The sequence below is a fragment of the Methylophilus flavus genome (assembly GCF_042678905.1).
Classification (GTDB): Bacteria; Pseudomonadota; Gammaproteobacteria; order Burkholderiales; family Methylophilaceae; genus Methylophilus; species Methylophilus flavus.
This window is the reverse complement of the sequence record NZ_JBHTLN010000002.1, coordinates 179,590-193,703: the sequence shown is the minus strand read 5'-3', so window position 1 is coordinate 193,703 and position 14,114 is coordinate 179,590. Positions and strand designations below refer to the sequence as shown.

Genomic DNA, 14,114 nt, shown 5'->3' with positions numbered 1-14,114 from the left:
AGATTTTCATTTTGCTGTGTTTTGATTTCTTGGTTTGTTCTATAGATTTTGTGAGTGCTGTTCTATCAGTTGACAAGTCAACTCAACACAATCCCTATCATCACAATGGTGGTGATAAATATGAGGAACATCATTAACACGGAAGCAACCAATGCACCGGCCGAAATAGCCATAGAGGTGATGCTGCTTAACCGTTGTTTGCTGAGATAACTTTTTGCCATTGCGAACCTGTTATTTAATTTTTTAAGTGTTTAATTATTTGAACTAATTTATTTTGTAAAACGAATCATGATGTATGCCATCAAGATGGTGTAGCGCATTCCGGCTGAGTTTATTGTAAGAATCCGCGTACTAAGTGATTGATTATTTGGATATTAATATGGAAATTTCCATAAAAAAAATCCCCACCGAAGTGGGGAGATAAATTAGGGTGTCTCAGGGAAAACAGAAGAGCTCTAAGCCAGCTACCTCTGTTACCGCTATATTCTCAATTTTTGTGACTTTCCAGTATCGTGAAAGCGCTGATTAATGAGTAGGCGCTATCTGACACGATCAGATGATGTCTACTGGGCTGAATAAACAACATCCACGCGACGATCATGCTGGAAACATTCTTCCTCCGCACAATTCTGCTTGGAGCGTTCTTCACCATAACTTACTGTCTCAATCTGCTGATCATTCACGCCTTCAATATTGAGTGCTTTTTTCACCGCCACAGCGCGACGTTGACCCAATGCCAGGTTGTATTCATGCGAACCACGCTCATCAGTGTTACCTTGCACAACCACTTTGGTTTGCGGATGGGCCACTAAATATTTTGCGTGATTGGTGATCAGGCTGCGGTATTCGTCACGGATTGCGTCACTATCGTAATCAAAGAAAATCTGGCGTTTTGCAAGCTCTTCGGCACTGATTTGATCTTTACTGGAATCAACTTCCACTGTTTTAATGGTGATCTTGTTCGGCGTGGCAGGTGTATCAGCACTGCGATTGTCCTGCGTGGCAGGGATAGGCTTAGTCACGCTGGAACCCTCATTGACAGCGGGATTCATCGGTGTGCTTTTACAAGCGGATAAGACCAATGCCAAAGCAGCAATTTTCCACAGATTATTTGTCATGTTTTTTCCTTGAAATATATCGTTATAAAATTTAGAAACCGCACCACCAATCGTAAGCGCTGACTACATTCAGGTGGGCCCGGTTAAAGAATTCATGAAATCCGCACTATAAAGCGCATCCGAGAAATGTGCCGCTTCCTCATTGTGGGGTTGAATATCTTGCACCTTCTCATGCGTAGCGACAGCGCTTTCGTTTCCGGACAAGTCATTGCCGGTCAAACTGGTGGAAACCCACGCCCTGTCGCTGGGTAAATTCCAACTGGCATCGTTAGACAAGTAAGAAGAAACCAGCAGAAAAAATACTGCAGCAATAATACCGACTGTCACACTTGCTAAAGAAATGCCACCATCAACTTCGCTAGAACTATATTCATTTGAACTATCAGCTTGACTCATGATGAAACCTCCCTGATCGACTTGGTATTAAGCTGCAATATTTCAGAGGCGATTTACGCCCCGCCTGTCAGTGCCAGAATGATCAATATCAGAAGGACCAGGCCAAGCCCGCCACTCGGGTAATAACCCCATTTAGCGCTATGTGGCCAGGTTGGCAAGGCGCCAATCAGAGCAAGAATTAACAGCACAATCAGAATGGTATGCAGCATGAACTTCTCCTAAATAACCTCACCAACAAATGTCGAAAATTGAATCGCTGAATATTTGCACGACTCAATGTCTGTAGGATTAATCATGCAGGCTTTGCGTCAAACGCTCTATACCGTTTCAGCTGAATTTAACGTAGGAATCATCGGACAAAAAAACAAAAAAACCCAACGCATTCACGTGGGGTTTTAGAGGAAAACATAAGCTTTAAAAGGCCGGGACCAGTGATTGCTGTATTTAAATTTTCCTACAACTTTTTCGTGCTCCATACTGGCACAGTAACTAATGTAGCTTAAGTGGAGCGGTTATCCAGCCTGGAGAGTGCTTCTTCCAAAGCTTCAAGTGCTATAGGTTTAGTCAGGTGGATATCAAACCCTGCCTGTTTGGACATGGCGATATCTTTTTGCTGGCCATAGCCAGTGAGGGCAATCATGAAAGGTGCCTGGCGTGCGTTTTTCCTGATCAGCGTCGCCAGTTCATAGCCGCTCATGCCTGGCAACCCAATATCCAGGATAACAATGTCAGGATTGAATTCAGGCATCACTGACAGCGCATCATCAGGGTGGGTTGCGGTGGTAGTGTTATATCCTATCAACTCAAGGTATTCGGCCAGGGTTTGTACCGCATCGACATTGTCATCGACCAATAAAATTTTCTTAGGGGATATCGTGTGGGCTGTTTTGTCAGAAACCAGTTCCATCTGGCCGGCGTCATTTGCGACTGGCAGTAAAACGGAGAATTTTGCGCCATGCCCTTCCACACTCTCGACCTGTACGCGACCCTTATGCAGTTCGACCAGGCTTTTAACCACAGACAAACCGATGCCCAATCCCCCTTGCGACCGCTCTATCGTTTGCCTGCCCTGCTCAAACATGTTGAATATATTAGGGAGCAATTCTGCCGGTATACCTGGGCCTTGATCCTGGATGGTGATTTCGATCATGTTTCCGCTGAGCGTGGAACCGACATAAATATGCCCACCTTCATTCATGAATTTAGCGGCATTATTCAACAGATTGCTGAAAATCTGGATCAAGCGGTAAGCATCGCCCCTGACAAAATGCTGATGTTCGCTGGATAAACTTTTGCTGAAGTGATGCCGCTTTTCATTCAGCAGCGGGGTACAGTTTTCAATCGCTCTGGCAAGCACATCCTGCAGGTTGACCAGATCATTTTTCAAGGTGGTTTTGCCAGCAGTAATGCGTGAAATATCCAGCAAGTCATCTACCAGCTGCGTCAAATGTTTGGCTTGCCGGTCAATGATGTGCAGCTCGTTCGGCAGGTCACCTTTATTTTTGATTTTCAGGACATCCAGCGACATCATGATAGGCGCCAGGGGGTTTCTCAACTCATGGCCGAGAATCGCCATAAATTCATCTTTGGCGCGGTTGGCTCTTTCTGTTTCCTGCTGTGCTCGGGCAGTCAATAAGCCGGTGCCTGCCAGCGTAATAGCCGACCGGATAAATGCCAGATCAGTCAATGAAGGGAAGTCAGGCTTTTGCGAGCCAAACCAGATGGTGCCACCAGTGGGGCCATAACCAAGCCTGAGTTTAATGAGCCGTAACGTCTCTCCATGCAGGATATGTGTATATGGCTGGGCTTCCTGCATGGCAAGTTGTTTGAAATCGTTTAGTGCCGGTTGCCAGGCACCCAATTGATCTCCCGATTCAAACTGGCGGTCCCACATCAGTGAAGCATAGACTGAATGTGGTTCCAGCTGCACCTCAGAATAAATGAACCGTATCGGCAGCGTGCGTTCAATCGCTTCAAACGTCAACTTGAGAATGCCTTGCCCGCTGCGCCCTACCCATAAACCGGGCAGCGCGAGCAAGCCCATCATATTGCGTAAGGTATCGGATAACTCCGAAGGAATGATTTGCCCTGCAGGTCTATCTTGGCCAGCGCTTACTTCGATGAGCGCTTCCTGGTCATGCGTTGCATCACCCGGCTTCCCATCATTGGCCTGCGTTGGTGAATTCACTAACTTCAGGTAGCTGACCTTATTCTCATCCATTATGAGTAAGCATTGCTGCGGGCATCTAGTTCTTCCAGCATTTTAGAAGCTGGCGTGTAGAAAGGATTTTCCTGGACAACCCCATTCACCAGTGTCAACGGATGCGTCCTCAATAAGTCCATCATCATGGAGCCGGACAGTTTGGCGATATCGTAGACACAGACTGCGGGCTGCTTGTTCAAGATCAGGAACTCATTCACTTCAGCCTCATATGAAAGAATGCCCCTGAAATCCATACTCTCGAGAAACACCCAATCCATGTCGCCCACGACTCTTAAGCGTGGGAAGCCCGCATCTATGGCAGCATTGCGTGCATCAATCAACTTTGTGAGCATGCTTGAGCGTTCAAATTTACCACCACCATCGAGGTAAGAACTATGCCATGTCATCACCTCTAACTGTCCAGATTGTTCAAGATCAGGCACATTCATGCCATAGGCATTCAAGCGGGATTTATGGTCCTGCTCATTGTCGGGATTAACCAGATGCAGTGTCTTCTCGCCTTGTCCATGTGCTTCAGCATAAAAAGGCAGTAATACTTCGTACTCATCTGCCTTGCTGTTAAAAAAAGCACACACATGAAAATGATCTGTAAGGGGTGTCCCTGCTAATGTGAAACTGCTCATGATTTCCCCCTGATTAAGATATACGAATCTAAGCTTTTTTGAATGAATTAGCAAGCCAGGGCATACCGGCATCGCGATTGTCGTGCGCCGGAATCCCTTAACATAGCCAATAAAAAAGACCTAAGGCTATCAACCTTAGGTCCTTAGTGTTATCACTACATAGTGACTGATCAAACTTGAAACAGCCAGTATTCAGAACACAAATCACTCAGCCCTGGATCTCAAATTTTCCAGCAATGAATACTTTTCCCTGTCGATCTCATCCTGCGTTCTGATACCCATGCGTCTCAACACCGGTAAAGGCGGACACCACCCTTGCAGACCGTGTTGTAACAGAAAAGGCAATACTACAGCTGGTAATGCCAGCCATTTTTTATTGAGCGTCAACCCCAAAAAAAGACCAGTTAATGCCAGCGTAGAAGCATTCACTTCCAGCACGCGCTCAACATCCCACTCTTTCTCCAGAGCAAGAATACGCTTTTTCACTTCCCAGGCTGGCCTGGTGGAAAAGTACTGGATATTGCGGTTGGTCACCAGATCAATATGAATATTGATGTCGGCGGCGGTGGAGTTTCTTACCCGGTCAAACTGATTGGTATTTCTCACTTGATAATTCACATCCATGCTGTGCTCCTCATAATCTCAATTTTGTATTATCTTAAGTGGGCTTTAAACGCCTGCGGCGTGTTTAATGTTAAGACCCAGTTTCATATTTGCCGGAATCGCTTTATCGATCATCTTTGGCGGCGGCAGATCGAGGGCATCCATGATGCGGATGAATTCCTCGCGGCTCTTGCCGGCAATCCGTTTATTGGTACGTTTTTCATGCCCTATCGTTGATTGGGTATTGCCATCATAGTCATGACATGGATACACCAGCGTCTCATCCGGGTAACTAAACAGTCGCTGGGTGATGCTGTCGTAAAGCGCACCCGCATCGCCGTTCTGGAAATCGGTGCGGCCGCAGCCATCAATCAGCAGGCTGTCGCCGGTGAATAATTTACCGTTCCAGAAATAAGACATGGCACCGGCAGTATGGCCTGGTGTATGTACGGCCTGAATCACCTGATTCTTGCCAAACGTTAATACCTGACCGTCAGCCAGCTGGATTTCAGCAGCGGTAATCTTGCAATGCACGGGTGTCGCCGCCCTGGCGCCGGTCAATGAGCAAAGCGCACCCGCTGAAGTAATGTGATCAGCATGCGTATGTGTTTCGAAGACTAACCTGAGTTTCAGATTCTGTTTCGCCAGCAGGGTCATGTACTGGTTTAAATGCTGGTCTACCGGGTCAATGATGACGGCTTCCTGAGAGTCAGCGTCGGTTAACAGATAGGTGTAGGTACTGGATTCATCATCAAAAAATTGATAAAGGTCCTTCATTCTTCATCCCCATTTTGCTTGATATCCCTGCTACTGGAGCATGAACTTTTATTTAGCCTGCATCAGGCGTTTTTTCATTTTAATGTATATATTCAAAGCTGCGCATCCGACTAACTGTTGACCTGCCGGAATTTAACTATTTTGCAATGACAACACCTGGATCCACTTGCTCGTTAGAGGTCAGCTGAATGTCTGATTGGCTAGTCTCAGACAGAAACGGCGATTCGCTTTTTGCTTCATCTTCGAACATAGAGCCCAACACCATCTCTAGCGCAACCAACCCTATCAACATGGCAACCAGCACAGGCAATATCTTTAAAACCGACCAGGCGATCACATTAATCACGCCATTAATGGCACTGGCAACCTCATTAATTACAGCTGGATATGACATGGTGAATCCTCTCGCATCAAAGTTAATTAATGAGGAGCACTATTCTAAAAGTGCACTAGCTTGGGAGTGAACTACCAGTTTGGACTCATGTAGCAGGACACAAGTTCTGAACTGGTAGTGACTTGCTATACCTTAATGCGTAGTGGCTGGTGGAGCCGATTCGTACTCAGTTGGCTGCACCGGGTTACCTTTGGTGGTTCCTGCTTTTTCATCCTTGTTGTTCAGTACTTTGTTTTTCTTTTTCTTAAACTGTGGGTCAGCTGAACCTTTGTCAGTGCGTTTGTTTTGCTCTTTCACCTGTGGGGTGTCTGCATTGCCCAAGTTGCTGGCATCATTAGGTACACCATTCTGGTTAACATCAGTTGGACCTTTATCGGTGTAGCGTTGCTGTCTTTCCACTTGCGGGCTATTAGAAGTGCCTAACTTGGCGCCGTCATCTTTGCTCTCAGCGGCATAAGCAGACATTGAAACAGTTGAAACCAGTAATGCAATAAGTAACTTGTTCATTTGAAATCCTTTTTTAAAGTGAGCGTTAATTGACTTAAAGCCAGTTCTTTTTAAGCTTGAGCCATTAAATAATGATTTCATATGCGCAACTATCAGTTCGATGCTCATTCCAGTGTAGGAAGTTGCTGACCTATGCTGACGCGGACAATCAATGCTGATTAAAATGTGGGACAGAAAGACCAAATCGGAAGCCTGCAAATGTTAAAAAATCATTTTTTAGGACTTGCTTTGTTTATTTTCTTGACCCTTGCTAGCTCAGGTTGTAGCAGGCAAGCGTGGTATGAAGGGGTGAAAGAAGGCGCAAGGAATAATTGCCGCAGCCAGCCTCCCGGTGAGGTAGAGCCATGCCTGATAAAGCTGAATACGAAAACCCATGAGGAATATGAAAAAGAACGTTCTGGTACGAAGTGAACTTAGCTACAAGTCTTTAATAATTAATACCATGAAGTCTGCAATGACAAGAAGCTTAAACTGGCACCATTAAAATGCCCGCATGAAGATTGCTGATATCCCGGTTCGGCTTGTCCGCATCAGGCAAGTCCGAATCCGGCTCGGGATCAATATTCTCCTCCCCTTCATCCTCACCCGGATCTTTCTCATCGGGGTCGATGACGTCATCCGGGTCTACCACAGCGGGATTAGTAATATCAGGATCGATAGGGTCAGGATTAGTTGGATCGGGAGGAGCGACTTCCGCATCTGAGGCATCGTTAGTTGACTGCGTACCAGCAGGGTCGAGTAAGTTCGGATTGGTGACTTGAAATAGACTTTCGTCTGAATCCGTCAAGTAATTGTTATCACCTTGGGCTAAAACCATCAACATCTCCTTATTTTACAGAATTCACAGCGATGTGAATTATCTGAAAAGAAATCTGTGAATTCGAAATATCAATAGAAAGATTAAGGAAATTACGCACCGCTAGTTATCCGTAGACGGCTGATAACGACGTAAGAATGGGGCTCCAACCTGAATCAGTCCATGACCATTGAATGTGTGAGATGAATCTGACAAAAAAATCAGTCTCTTGCGAGTACTTATTTGATAAAATAAAAATTACATTTATATAAATGATAGTGAGCTATGTCCTACTCAAATTTCAGCCTCAGTGTTGAATTCGAGTCAAAACGCAGCATGCAATAAATGACTTTAAAGCTTCCAGCGCTTCATCAAGCCGACAGCGCCTAACGATAAAGGCACATCCGGTAATAATTTATCGATCAACCTTTTGCAAAGGGTATTAACGATGAGTATTGATAACCGATCTGCTGATGATTTCATCAGGCCAAACCACCAAAATCTGGCGCCGGCACTAGACGAATCTATCTTAAATAATGCACTTGAAAACAACCAGTTTGCATTGTTCTATCAGCCCCAGATAGATTTGCCGACCGGTGAAGTGATTGGATTAGAAGGCTTGTTACGCTGGAGGCACCCTGAACAAGGGATGAAACTGCCGGAGACCTTTATTGCAGTCGCCGAGGAAACCGGGCAGATTGCGCAACTCACGCGTCTGGTGATTGATACCGGCTTTAAATTCATCGAGAAACTAGACTCTGACTTATCGTTTTCTTTCAATGTGTCTGCGCGCTGTATCAGAGACAACCATCTATTACATACGCTGGATAGCTCCTGTCATACATTCCATATTGATCCGCATAGAATCGTGCTGGAATTTGCCGAAACTGCCACGGCAGAAAATCCTGCCCACGCAGAAGGCATTCTGGGCCAATTAAGAACCAATGGTTTTAGACTAGGGATAGATGATGCCGGCAATGGCTATTACACAGTCTCGGAACTGAGAAAGTTGCCTTTTTCAGAGTTGAAGATAGACAAATCGCTGGTGACTACCATGCAAAGTTCGTCTAAATCGCGCAAGTCGATTGTGTCTGCCATAGAGCTGGCTGACTCCTTGGGGATTACAACCTTTGCAGCTGGCATAGAAAACCATCTTGAGGCCATCGGGTTGCGGGAGCTGGGTTGCCAGTATGGTCAGGGCTTTTATTTTGCCAGGCCTATGGATGAAGCGGACACTTTAACATGGCTGGAAAACTGGAATAAACATCCCGGTCTTCCTGTATAGGTTTCACAATATCAAGCATTACCTGCTGAAACTGCTTGATGGCTGATCGTTACTTCTTGCGCGCCAGCATATCCACATAAGAATCTTCAATCAGTTGTTGAGGTGAAACGCCTAAATCAGCCATGAGTAAAGTGGCTTCTGCAATGGCGTTTTCAGGGCTTTCATCTTCTTCAAGCACCACTTCCAGCTCCAGGAATTCACCAAGGCTTTCAACCTTATCCAGGTGTATGCGTGTGCGACCGCACATAATCAGCGTCCTGTGTTTGATCACACGGCCAATCACGCCCTGACCTGTACTCAACACATCCCTGAGCGTATTGGGCTCACTGGTGAGTGTGACCAGGTAGAAAGACTCCTTGGGCCCGGACTGGTGGGCACGACGATAAAAAATCAGTTCGCCCCTGGCAGGATCAAACATACGCAGCTTCAGGCGGCCATTATTGCATTGGAAAAAGGTATCGTCCTGGAAGATTTCTACCGGCGCTGAAGTCGCCTGTGCAAGTGCTTTTGGAAGTATTGAACTGATGCTATCGATATTTGCTTTTATTTCTATATTGCGTGCCACTTGTTGTTACCAGAGTTGTCATGAATAGCGCTAGAGTATAGCAAAGACCATGCATTTAAATATGGCAAAACGTTACATATTGACTTACTAAATTGCCTTCCATGATGCACATGATCAATCTATGAAATATGTTAGCCTCGCGCCCTTAAAAACGGTAATGCCAGTAAAGGGTCACCACTTCTACACCCGGATTGACACTATCCAGGTTGGCATTAGACAAATGGCTGGCTGCCAGGCCCAGACTGTTATTTGGATTGATATCTTTGGCGACCTCCAGCTGGGTACGGAATTCCACCGGATAGCCCAGGTCAAGGTCACTGCTGCCCCGGCTGTAATAGCCAACACCAAGACCAGGTTTCAGGTGCCAGGTTTCAGCAAACGACCAGTCGTATAACAAGCCGCCGCCCAGCCATATCGTGCCATCAGTAGTGGCTTGCGTACCCAACCAGGGTTTGAGGTCATTCAGCCAGATGGACGTATCGTATTCATAATCCACGCGAAAATCCGTGGCTGAATGAGAGCCGTCGATATCATATTGACCCACCGCAAAACCCAGCGTGTCTGCCTGTGCATTAAAAGTGGAAGTTAAAGCCAGCGCTAGAATAATGGTTATTCTTTTCATTTGTCAGCATGCCAGTGAAGTGAGCTGTTGTTCGGCAGCGAAGATACCCTTGATTTTGTTTGTGATTGCCAGATCATCCAGCGAAACCATACCCACCAGGTGATAGCCACGGTCTAATACCATTAACCTGCGCAACTGGTGCTCAGTCATAAAATTGATGGCATGTTCTGTGGATTGGTCTGAAAAAACGTATTTGGCTTCAAAAGTCATGAAATGCGCGATTTTGTTTTCTTCAAGTGACAAGCCATTTGCGATTGCTTTCACCGCAATGTCCTGCACAGTGATCATGCCTATCAGCTGGTTGTTCACACAGATAGGCAGTGCATCATAATCATGTTGCTCCATGATCTGCGCTGCAAATTTAAGGGATTCTTGTGGTGGCGCAATTAGAACATTAGTGGTCATTACCTGGTTGATGATCATATGCAATCCCTTTAATCATAAGCAATCATTGTTGGGTATAAATACGGCGGCCCCCTTTGAGAGCCACCGTATCGCTGATCACCATTCAGGGAATCCTATGTAGTTTCCACAGCTGGCATCAGCGCTTGTAGATTAATCAAATTGAATGACCTGGTTTATCAGAAAGGCGCTGCAAATTGTGTAGGATTTGTCGGACTTAAATTTGCGTGCTTTAAAAGTGGCAGGCATTAAAAAGACCCAGGCGATGCGCATAGGTCTTTTTAATATAGGTCTTTTAAATAATGTTTTTAAGATTAATTAAAGTCAGGCTACTTGGGAAAAGTCTCGATTTTAATTTCTAAACCGGAAATGTTGCTTTATTTATGCGGAATCAAACTGTCGTCCGGGATCTTGCCCGGCTCAATTTCCGGTTCAATCGCAGGGTCGGTTTCCGGATCAACGCCCGGAATCTTGCCGGGTTCAATCTCAGGAATTGTAGGCGGGCTGCCTGAGTTTCCGTCATTACTTCTATTCGGGTTCAAATCATCATTGTTTCCGTTTTGCTGGTTTGAGCCTTCAAAAATGCTGTTTGGGTCTGTTGCCATCTTTATCTCCTGTTTCCGAATCATTTGTCTCAGTGCATTGCAGAGTGCTACCAATGTGAGATGAATGATAGTGATAAGTCATCTAAAGCATTATCAGCAAAGCGCTGAAAGCGCTGTAAGAATTTTGGCTGATTGGGCCAGGATTTTTTTGCAATATACCTATGGAAAAACAGGTTCTGCTTTCATCATTAAATGCATGACTGCATGAGATAAACCATCATACGGCATGCTCTACTCCGCATCGTTGGCTTATGTGCTGACTTTTTACACCCATCAGACTAAGATTTTTTCGAGCGCCTCCAGGCAAAAGTGACTGGGAACTAATCAGAGAAGATGCTGCTTGTCATCATTGCAGCAGGATTTGGGGATACTCGACTGATTCGCAAAAGGTTGCAAGCATAGCGCCATAAAATGCAGCATAATAAGCATACCTCCACGTCAGGAAACCCTGATCAACTAACATTGCCCAGCATTTCAGGAAATCGTACCCACCTTAAAAAAATCTCAGAACAGGATTGGATTTTGACTAAAAAAACAAGAGGAAATGTCATCAAGGCCCAGGAATTCGATCCGCATGCGCTTGCCTGCGAAGAGTTGCGTCATGTTTACCGCGGTAAAAACAGCAGCAAGCTCATTGTATTGTTCAGCGGTTTTGTCGCTGCCGGCATGCTGGCATGGGATATCGGGATTGTGTATGCATGCGCCTGGTATGCCTGGTTGCTGGTGGCCCATGCCTGGCATTGGTGGCTGGGGCGGCTGGATTTCCACTCCGCCAACCTCAGCGCCGAATTAGCCCGTATCAACCGTCATGTGATGGCGGCTGCCTTTGCCGGTCTGGGATGGGGTGCGCTTTCAATCGCCTTGCCCTTTTTGAGCCGGCCAAGCAAAGCGGCCATTTTGATTATCATGATTATCGGTGTGATTGTGGCATTGCCACGGCTGGTGGTGTTCCTGCCGATTTTCTTTGCCTTTGCCGCTGGCGTATATGTGCCGCTCCTGCTGGCGACACCATTCCTGGATTTTGAAACCTTGCATATGGTCGTGGTCATGCTGCTGCTGGTGGGCGCCACCCTGTGGGCATCGGCCCGAGATATTCGCAAGATACTGATAGAGGTCTTGCTCAAGCAGGTAGCCTCAGAGCAGGCCTCGTGGGAGGATAAACTGACTGGCATTGGCAACCGGCGCAGCTTTGATGTCAACTTTGCCAATCATTGGGCACAGGCAACCCGCTCCAAAGTACCGCTGTCACTGATGATGGTAGATGTGGATTTTTTCAAGAAATTCAACGATAACTATGGCCATCAGGCGGGAGATGAGTGCTTGCGGCAGGTGGCGCTGGCATTGGACAGTTGCGCGCGGCGCGCCGGCGATTCAGTCACCCGCTATGGTGGCGAAGAATTTGCGGTCGTGCTTTTTCATACCTCGCTGAACGAAGCGCAACATGTCAGCGAAAATATGCTCAATGCTATCCGTAGACTCACTATCCCGCATGCACAATCCCAGCATGAAATCGTCACTATCTCTATGGGGATAGCCACTATCCTGCCTACCCTGCACGACGATATGCAGCACTTTGTAGAAGAAGCAGACAAATGCCTCTATCGCGCAAAAGAAAACGGACGTAACCGTGCGGAATGGCAAATCGTAAAAAATGTGAAGAAAGAATAACTTTACAACTTCCCCAAAAATTCATCTCCAGTGAATGCCCATTGTCACAATTTGTCAGGTTTAAGACAAAATATGTGAATCTGTGATATTAGTTGTTGCGAAATCCATTCAATAATATTTAATTAAAATATATTTAAATCAAACAGTTACACGGTTTTTCACGAAGATTAACATTCATGGCACGCAAGTTGCTAATTACATTGCGAGCAATATATGCTCAGGCAGAAAAGAGTTGCAGGTGTAGCTTTATTAGGGTTCCACTTTCGCTTGCAGAGCAAAGTACCTTCCAGGTACTTACTTTTTTCAATGTAATCAATGAGGCATTTAACGATACCTCGCTTATCAATTTCTCGGGGAACCCAGATGTTAAACTTGATCAAAACTGCTGTTGTAAACTTCATTTCCGACGAAGAAGGTGCCAGCGCTATTGAGTATGCATTGATTGCAGCCATGGTAGCGATTGCACTTGTCGCATTCGTCGACCCTATCAACACTGCTATTACCGCTATCTTCACCCAGATACAAGGCGCACTTACCTAGCTTGTGCAGTCGCCAGCAGTTCTGGCGATCAATCACTGAATGCATAGCATGACTATCGCAGAAATGATTGTAATTCCCTGGTGCCTCGGTGTCATCCTGGCAGATCTGCATGCAAGGCGTATCCCGAATATCCTGACTTTGGGTATGTGCCTGATCGCTATCTGCTGGCTGCTGCTCACCGGCCATTCAATGATGAATGCCACCATGCAATCTGCCGCGCTGGGCGCAGCCATCAGCCTGCTATTGACATTACCGGCTTATGCAGCTCGCCTGCTGGGCGCTGGTGATGTCAAGTTATTGCTGGCAATTGCCCTGGTCAGTAGTGGTTACATCACACTGCTTGCCTTTGTGATTGCGGCCTTGCTTGCGATAGTGTTTGGCGGTGCTTATCTGATACTTGCCCGGTTACGTTCAAAACCCTTTACCCGCAGCCGGTGGCTGCCGTTTGGGGCTGCCTTGAGTGTGGGATTGCTACTGGCAATAGGAATAACGAAATGATGATGCCAAAACGAACAACTTGCCATCTGCAGGATTTGCAGCCACAAAAAGGCGCAGTAGCCATCGAATTCATGATGCTGTTCATGCTCTTTTTTGCGCTGTTTTATGCCATGGTCAACTACGCCATGGTGATGTTGATGCAATCGGCTTTTGTCCATGCGGCAGAAGAAGGCGCGCGCGCGGCCATTGCGGTGGACCGCCTGGCATTTGCCAATAATGTGGCTTACCTCAGTAGCGGCGTTGATCCCAAGGTGCGCAGTGTAGTAGGTGATGCATTGAACTGGTTACCGGCAAAGCCTAGAGACAAAGTGCTGGGCGCTGGTAACAGCCGCGTGCAACTGAGCATGAATGGTAACCAGCTGACGGTCAGTGTTGTTTACAGTGGCTATGCCGCTGACCCGCTGATTCCTATGCTGACATTACCCATCATAGGGCAGATTCCAAAAGTGCCTGCCGATTTGGCGGGCAAAGCAGTGATCGAACTTTAATGT

The 14,114-nt window shown here is 46.4% G+C and carries 21 protein-coding genes; 6 read left to right on the top strand and 15 right to left on the bottom strand.

Annotation, left to right across the window (positions count from 1 at the left end; all coding sequences use genetic code 11):
- Nucleotides 1-77 precede the first annotated feature (77 nt).
- The 10 genes from ACFQ2T_RS10940 to ACFQ2T_RS10895 all read right to left on the bottom strand — a co-directional run bounded on the left by ACFQ2T_RS10940 (nt 78) and on the right by ACFQ2T_RS10895 (nt 6,642).
- Nucleotides 78-221 carry a hypothetical protein gene (locus ACFQ2T_RS10940; protein ID WP_379034334.1) on the bottom strand — a complete coding sequence of 48 codons (144 nt, stop codon included), beginning with the start codon at nt 219-221 and terminating at the stop codon, nt 78-80.
- Between the two features lie 342 nt (nt 222-563).
- On the bottom strand, nt 564-1,118 hold the full coding sequence (pal, locus tag ACFQ2T_RS10935; RefSeq protein WP_379034332.1) for a peptidoglycan-associated lipoprotein Pal: 555 nt from the start codon (nt 1,116-1,118) through the stop codon (nt 564-566).
- A 69-nt stretch (nt 1,119-1,187) separates the two neighbouring features.
- The gene (locus ACFQ2T_RS10930; protein WP_379034330.1) at nt 1,188-1,514 is read right to left on the bottom strand and encodes a hypothetical protein; all 327 of its coding nucleotides are present in this window, start codon (nt 1,512-1,514) and stop codon (nt 1,188-1,190) included.
- 53 nt (nt 1,515-1,567) lie between these two features.
- Nucleotides 1,568-1,723, bottom strand: coding sequence for a DUF3309 family protein (locus ACFQ2T_RS10925; protein WP_379034328.1), 156 nt, complete (start codon nt 1,721-1,723; stop codon nt 1,568-1,570).
- Nucleotides 1,724-2,013: 290 nt separating this feature from the next.
- Nucleotides 2,014-3,735 carry a hybrid sensor histidine kinase/response regulator gene (locus ACFQ2T_RS10920; RefSeq protein WP_379034326.1) on the bottom strand — a complete coding sequence of 574 codons (1,722 nt, stop codon included), beginning with the start codon at nt 3,733-3,735 and terminating at the stop codon, nt 2,014-2,016.
- Nucleotides 3,735-4,361 (bottom strand): MEDS domain-containing protein, encoded by a 627-nt coding sequence (locus ACFQ2T_RS10915; protein WP_379034325.1) that lies wholly within the window; start codon nt 4,359-4,361, stop codon nt 3,735-3,737. Before ACFQ2T_RS10915 ends, ACFQ2T_RS10920 begins: the two co-directional genes overlap by 1 nt.
- 204 nt (nt 4,362-4,565) lie before the next feature.
- Nucleotides 4,566-4,985, bottom strand: coding sequence for a hypothetical protein (locus tag ACFQ2T_RS10910; protein WP_379034323.1), 420 nt, complete (start codon nt 4,983-4,985; stop codon nt 4,566-4,568).
- 45 nt (nt 4,986-5,030) lie between these two features.
- On the bottom strand, nt 5,031-5,741 hold the full coding sequence (locus ACFQ2T_RS10905) for an MBL fold metallo-hydrolase (RefSeq protein WP_379034321.1): 711 nt from the start codon (nt 5,739-5,741) through the stop codon (nt 5,031-5,033).
- 136 nt (nt 5,742-5,877) lie between these two features.
- Nucleotides 5,878-6,135 (bottom strand): hypothetical protein, encoded by a 258-nt coding sequence (locus tag ACFQ2T_RS10900; RefSeq protein WP_379034319.1) that lies wholly within the window; start codon nt 6,133-6,135, stop codon nt 5,878-5,880.
- Nucleotides 6,136-6,267: 132 nt separating this feature from the next.
- The gene (locus tag ACFQ2T_RS10895) at nt 6,268-6,642 is read right to left on the bottom strand and encodes a hypothetical protein (protein WP_379034317.1); all 375 of its coding nucleotides are present in this window, start codon (nt 6,640-6,642) and stop codon (nt 6,268-6,270) included.
- Between the two features lie 198 nt (nt 6,643-6,840).
- Between ACFQ2T_RS10895 and ACFQ2T_RS10890 the strand changes: the two genes are divergently transcribed.
- Nucleotides 6,841-7,053, top strand: a complete 213-nt coding sequence (locus ACFQ2T_RS10890; protein ID WP_379034315.1) for a hypothetical protein — start codon at nt 6,841-6,843, stop codon at nt 7,051-7,053.
- Nucleotides 7,054-7,108: 55 nt separating this feature from the next.
- Here the strand turns inward: ACFQ2T_RS10890 and ACFQ2T_RS10885 are convergent, their stop codons facing one another.
- The gene (locus ACFQ2T_RS10885) at nt 7,109-7,459 is read right to left on the bottom strand and encodes a hypothetical protein (RefSeq protein ID WP_379034313.1); all 351 of its coding nucleotides are present in this window, start codon (nt 7,457-7,459) and stop codon (nt 7,109-7,111) included.
- Nucleotides 7,460-7,886: 427 nt separating this feature from the next.
- On the opposite strand from ACFQ2T_RS10885, the gene ACFQ2T_RS10880 reads away from it, so the two are divergent.
- Nucleotides 7,887-8,723 (top strand): EAL domain-containing protein, encoded by an 837-nt coding sequence (locus tag ACFQ2T_RS10880; protein ID WP_379034311.1) that lies wholly within the window; start codon nt 7,887-7,889, stop codon nt 8,721-8,723.
- A gap of 49 nt (nt 8,724-8,772) precedes the next feature.
- Here ACFQ2T_RS10880 and ACFQ2T_RS10875 read toward each other — a convergent pair whose 3' ends face one another.
- From ACFQ2T_RS10875 to ACFQ2T_RS10860, 4 genes are all read right to left on the bottom strand, one after another.
- The gene (locus tag ACFQ2T_RS10875; RefSeq protein ID WP_379034309.1) at nt 8,773-9,288 is read right to left on the bottom strand and encodes a class IV adenylate cyclase; all 516 of its coding nucleotides are present in this window, start codon (nt 9,286-9,288) and stop codon (nt 8,773-8,775) included.
- 145 nt (nt 9,289-9,433) lie between these two features.
- The gene (locus ACFQ2T_RS10870) at nt 9,434-9,910 is read right to left on the bottom strand and encodes an acyloxyacyl hydrolase (protein WP_379034307.1); all 477 of its coding nucleotides are present in this window, start codon (nt 9,908-9,910) and stop codon (nt 9,434-9,436) included.
- Between the two features lie 3 nt (nt 9,911-9,913).
- Nucleotides 9,914-10,315 carry a CBS domain-containing protein gene (locus ACFQ2T_RS10865; RefSeq protein WP_379034305.1) on the bottom strand — a complete coding sequence of 134 codons (402 nt, stop codon included), beginning with the start codon at nt 10,313-10,315 and terminating at the stop codon, nt 9,914-9,916.
- Between the two features lie 374 nt (nt 10,316-10,689).
- Nucleotides 10,690-10,917, bottom strand: a complete 228-nt coding sequence (locus tag ACFQ2T_RS10860) for a hypothetical protein (RefSeq protein ID WP_379034303.1) — start codon at nt 10,915-10,917, stop codon at nt 10,690-10,692.
- A gap of 522 nt (nt 10,918-11,439) precedes the next feature.
- Between ACFQ2T_RS10860 and ACFQ2T_RS10855 the strand changes: the two genes are divergently transcribed.
- From ACFQ2T_RS10855 to ACFQ2T_RS10840, 4 genes are all read left to right on the top strand, one after another.
- A complete protein-coding gene (locus ACFQ2T_RS10855; RefSeq protein ID WP_379034301.1) occupies nt 11,440-12,585 on the top strand; it encodes a GGDEF domain-containing protein in 1,146 nt (381 codons plus the stop codon).
- A gap of 363 nt (nt 12,586-12,948) precedes the next feature.
- Complete coding sequence (locus ACFQ2T_RS10850; RefSeq protein WP_379034299.1) at nt 12,949-13,125, top strand: Flp family type IVb pilin; 177 nt, start codon at nt 12,949-12,951, stop codon at nt 13,123-13,125.
- A gap of 48 nt (nt 13,126-13,173) precedes the next feature.
- Nucleotides 13,174-13,623 carry a prepilin peptidase gene (locus ACFQ2T_RS10845; RefSeq protein ID WP_379034297.1) on the top strand — a complete coding sequence of 150 codons (450 nt, stop codon included), beginning with the start codon at nt 13,174-13,176 and terminating at the stop codon, nt 13,621-13,623.
- Complete coding sequence (locus ACFQ2T_RS10840; RefSeq protein ID WP_379034295.1) at nt 13,620-14,111, top strand: TadE/TadG family type IV pilus assembly protein; 492 nt, start codon at nt 13,620-13,622, stop codon at nt 14,109-14,111. Before ACFQ2T_RS10845 ends, ACFQ2T_RS10840 begins: the two co-directional genes overlap by 4 nt.
- The last annotated feature ends 3 nt before the right edge of the window (nt 14,112-14,114 follow it).

Coding starts and splice junctions, on each gene's coding strand:
- ACFQ2T_RS10940 (WP_379034334.1), bottom strand. CDS start 221: ATGGCAAAAAGTTATCTCAGCAAACAACGGTTAAGCAGCATCACCTCT.
- pal (WP_379034332.1), bottom strand. CDS start 1,118: ATGACAAATAATCTGTGGAAAATTGCTGCTTTGGCATTGGTCTTATCC.
- ACFQ2T_RS10930 (WP_379034330.1), bottom strand. CDS start 1,514: ATGAGTCAAGCTGATAGTTCAAATGAATATAGTTCTAGCGAAGTTGAT.
- ACFQ2T_RS10925 (WP_379034328.1), bottom strand. CDS start 1,723: ATGCTGCATACCATTCTGATTGTGCTGTTAATTCTTGCTCTGATTGGC.
- ACFQ2T_RS10920 (WP_379034326.1), bottom strand. CDS start 3,735: ATGGATGAGAATAAGGTCAGCTACCTGAAGTTAGTGAATTCACCAACG.
- ACFQ2T_RS10915 (WP_379034325.1), bottom strand. CDS start 4,361: ATGAGCAGTTTCACATTAGCAGGGACACCCCTTACAGATCATTTTCAT.
- ACFQ2T_RS10910 (WP_379034323.1), bottom strand. CDS start 4,985: ATGGATGTGAATTATCAAGTGAGAAATACCAATCAGTTTGACCGGGTA.
- ACFQ2T_RS10905 (WP_379034321.1), bottom strand. CDS start 5,741: ATGAAGGACCTTTATCAATTTTTTGATGATGAATCCAGTACCTACACC.
- ACFQ2T_RS10900 (WP_379034319.1), bottom strand. CDS start 6,135: ATGTCATATCCAGCTGTAATTAATGAGGTTGCCAGTGCCATTAATGGC.
- ACFQ2T_RS10895 (WP_379034317.1), bottom strand. CDS start 6,642: ATGAACAAGTTACTTATTGCATTACTGGTTTCAACTGTTTCAATGTCT.
- ACFQ2T_RS10890 (WP_379034315.1), top strand. CDS start 6,841: ATGTTAAAAAATCATTTTTTAGGACTTGCTTTGTTTATTTTCTTGACC.
- ACFQ2T_RS10885 (WP_379034313.1), bottom strand. CDS start 7,459: ATGGTTTTAGCCCAAGGTGATAACAATTACTTGACGGATTCAGACGAA.
- ACFQ2T_RS10880 (WP_379034311.1), top strand. CDS start 7,887: ATGAGTATTGATAACCGATCTGCTGATGATTTCATCAGGCCAAACCAC.
- ACFQ2T_RS10870 (WP_379034307.1), bottom strand. CDS start 9,910: ATGAAAAGAATAACCATTATTCTAGCGCTGGCTTTAACTTCCACTTTT.
- ACFQ2T_RS10865 (WP_379034305.1), bottom strand. CDS start 10,315: ATGACCACTAATGTTCTAATTGCGCCACCACAAGAATCCCTTAAATTT.
- ACFQ2T_RS10860 (WP_379034303.1), bottom strand. CDS start 10,917: ATGGCAACAGACCCAAACAGCATTTTTGAAGGCTCAAACCAGCAAAAC.
- ACFQ2T_RS10850 (WP_379034299.1), top strand. CDS start 12,949: ATGTTAAACTTGATCAAAACTGCTGTTGTAAACTTCATTTCCGACGAA.
- ACFQ2T_RS10845 (WP_379034297.1), top strand. CDS start 13,174: ATGACTATCGCAGAAATGATTGTAATTCCCTGGTGCCTCGGTGTCATC.
- ACFQ2T_RS10840 (WP_379034295.1), top strand. CDS start 13,620: ATGATGATGCCAAAACGAACAACTTGCCATCTGCAGGATTTGCAGCCA.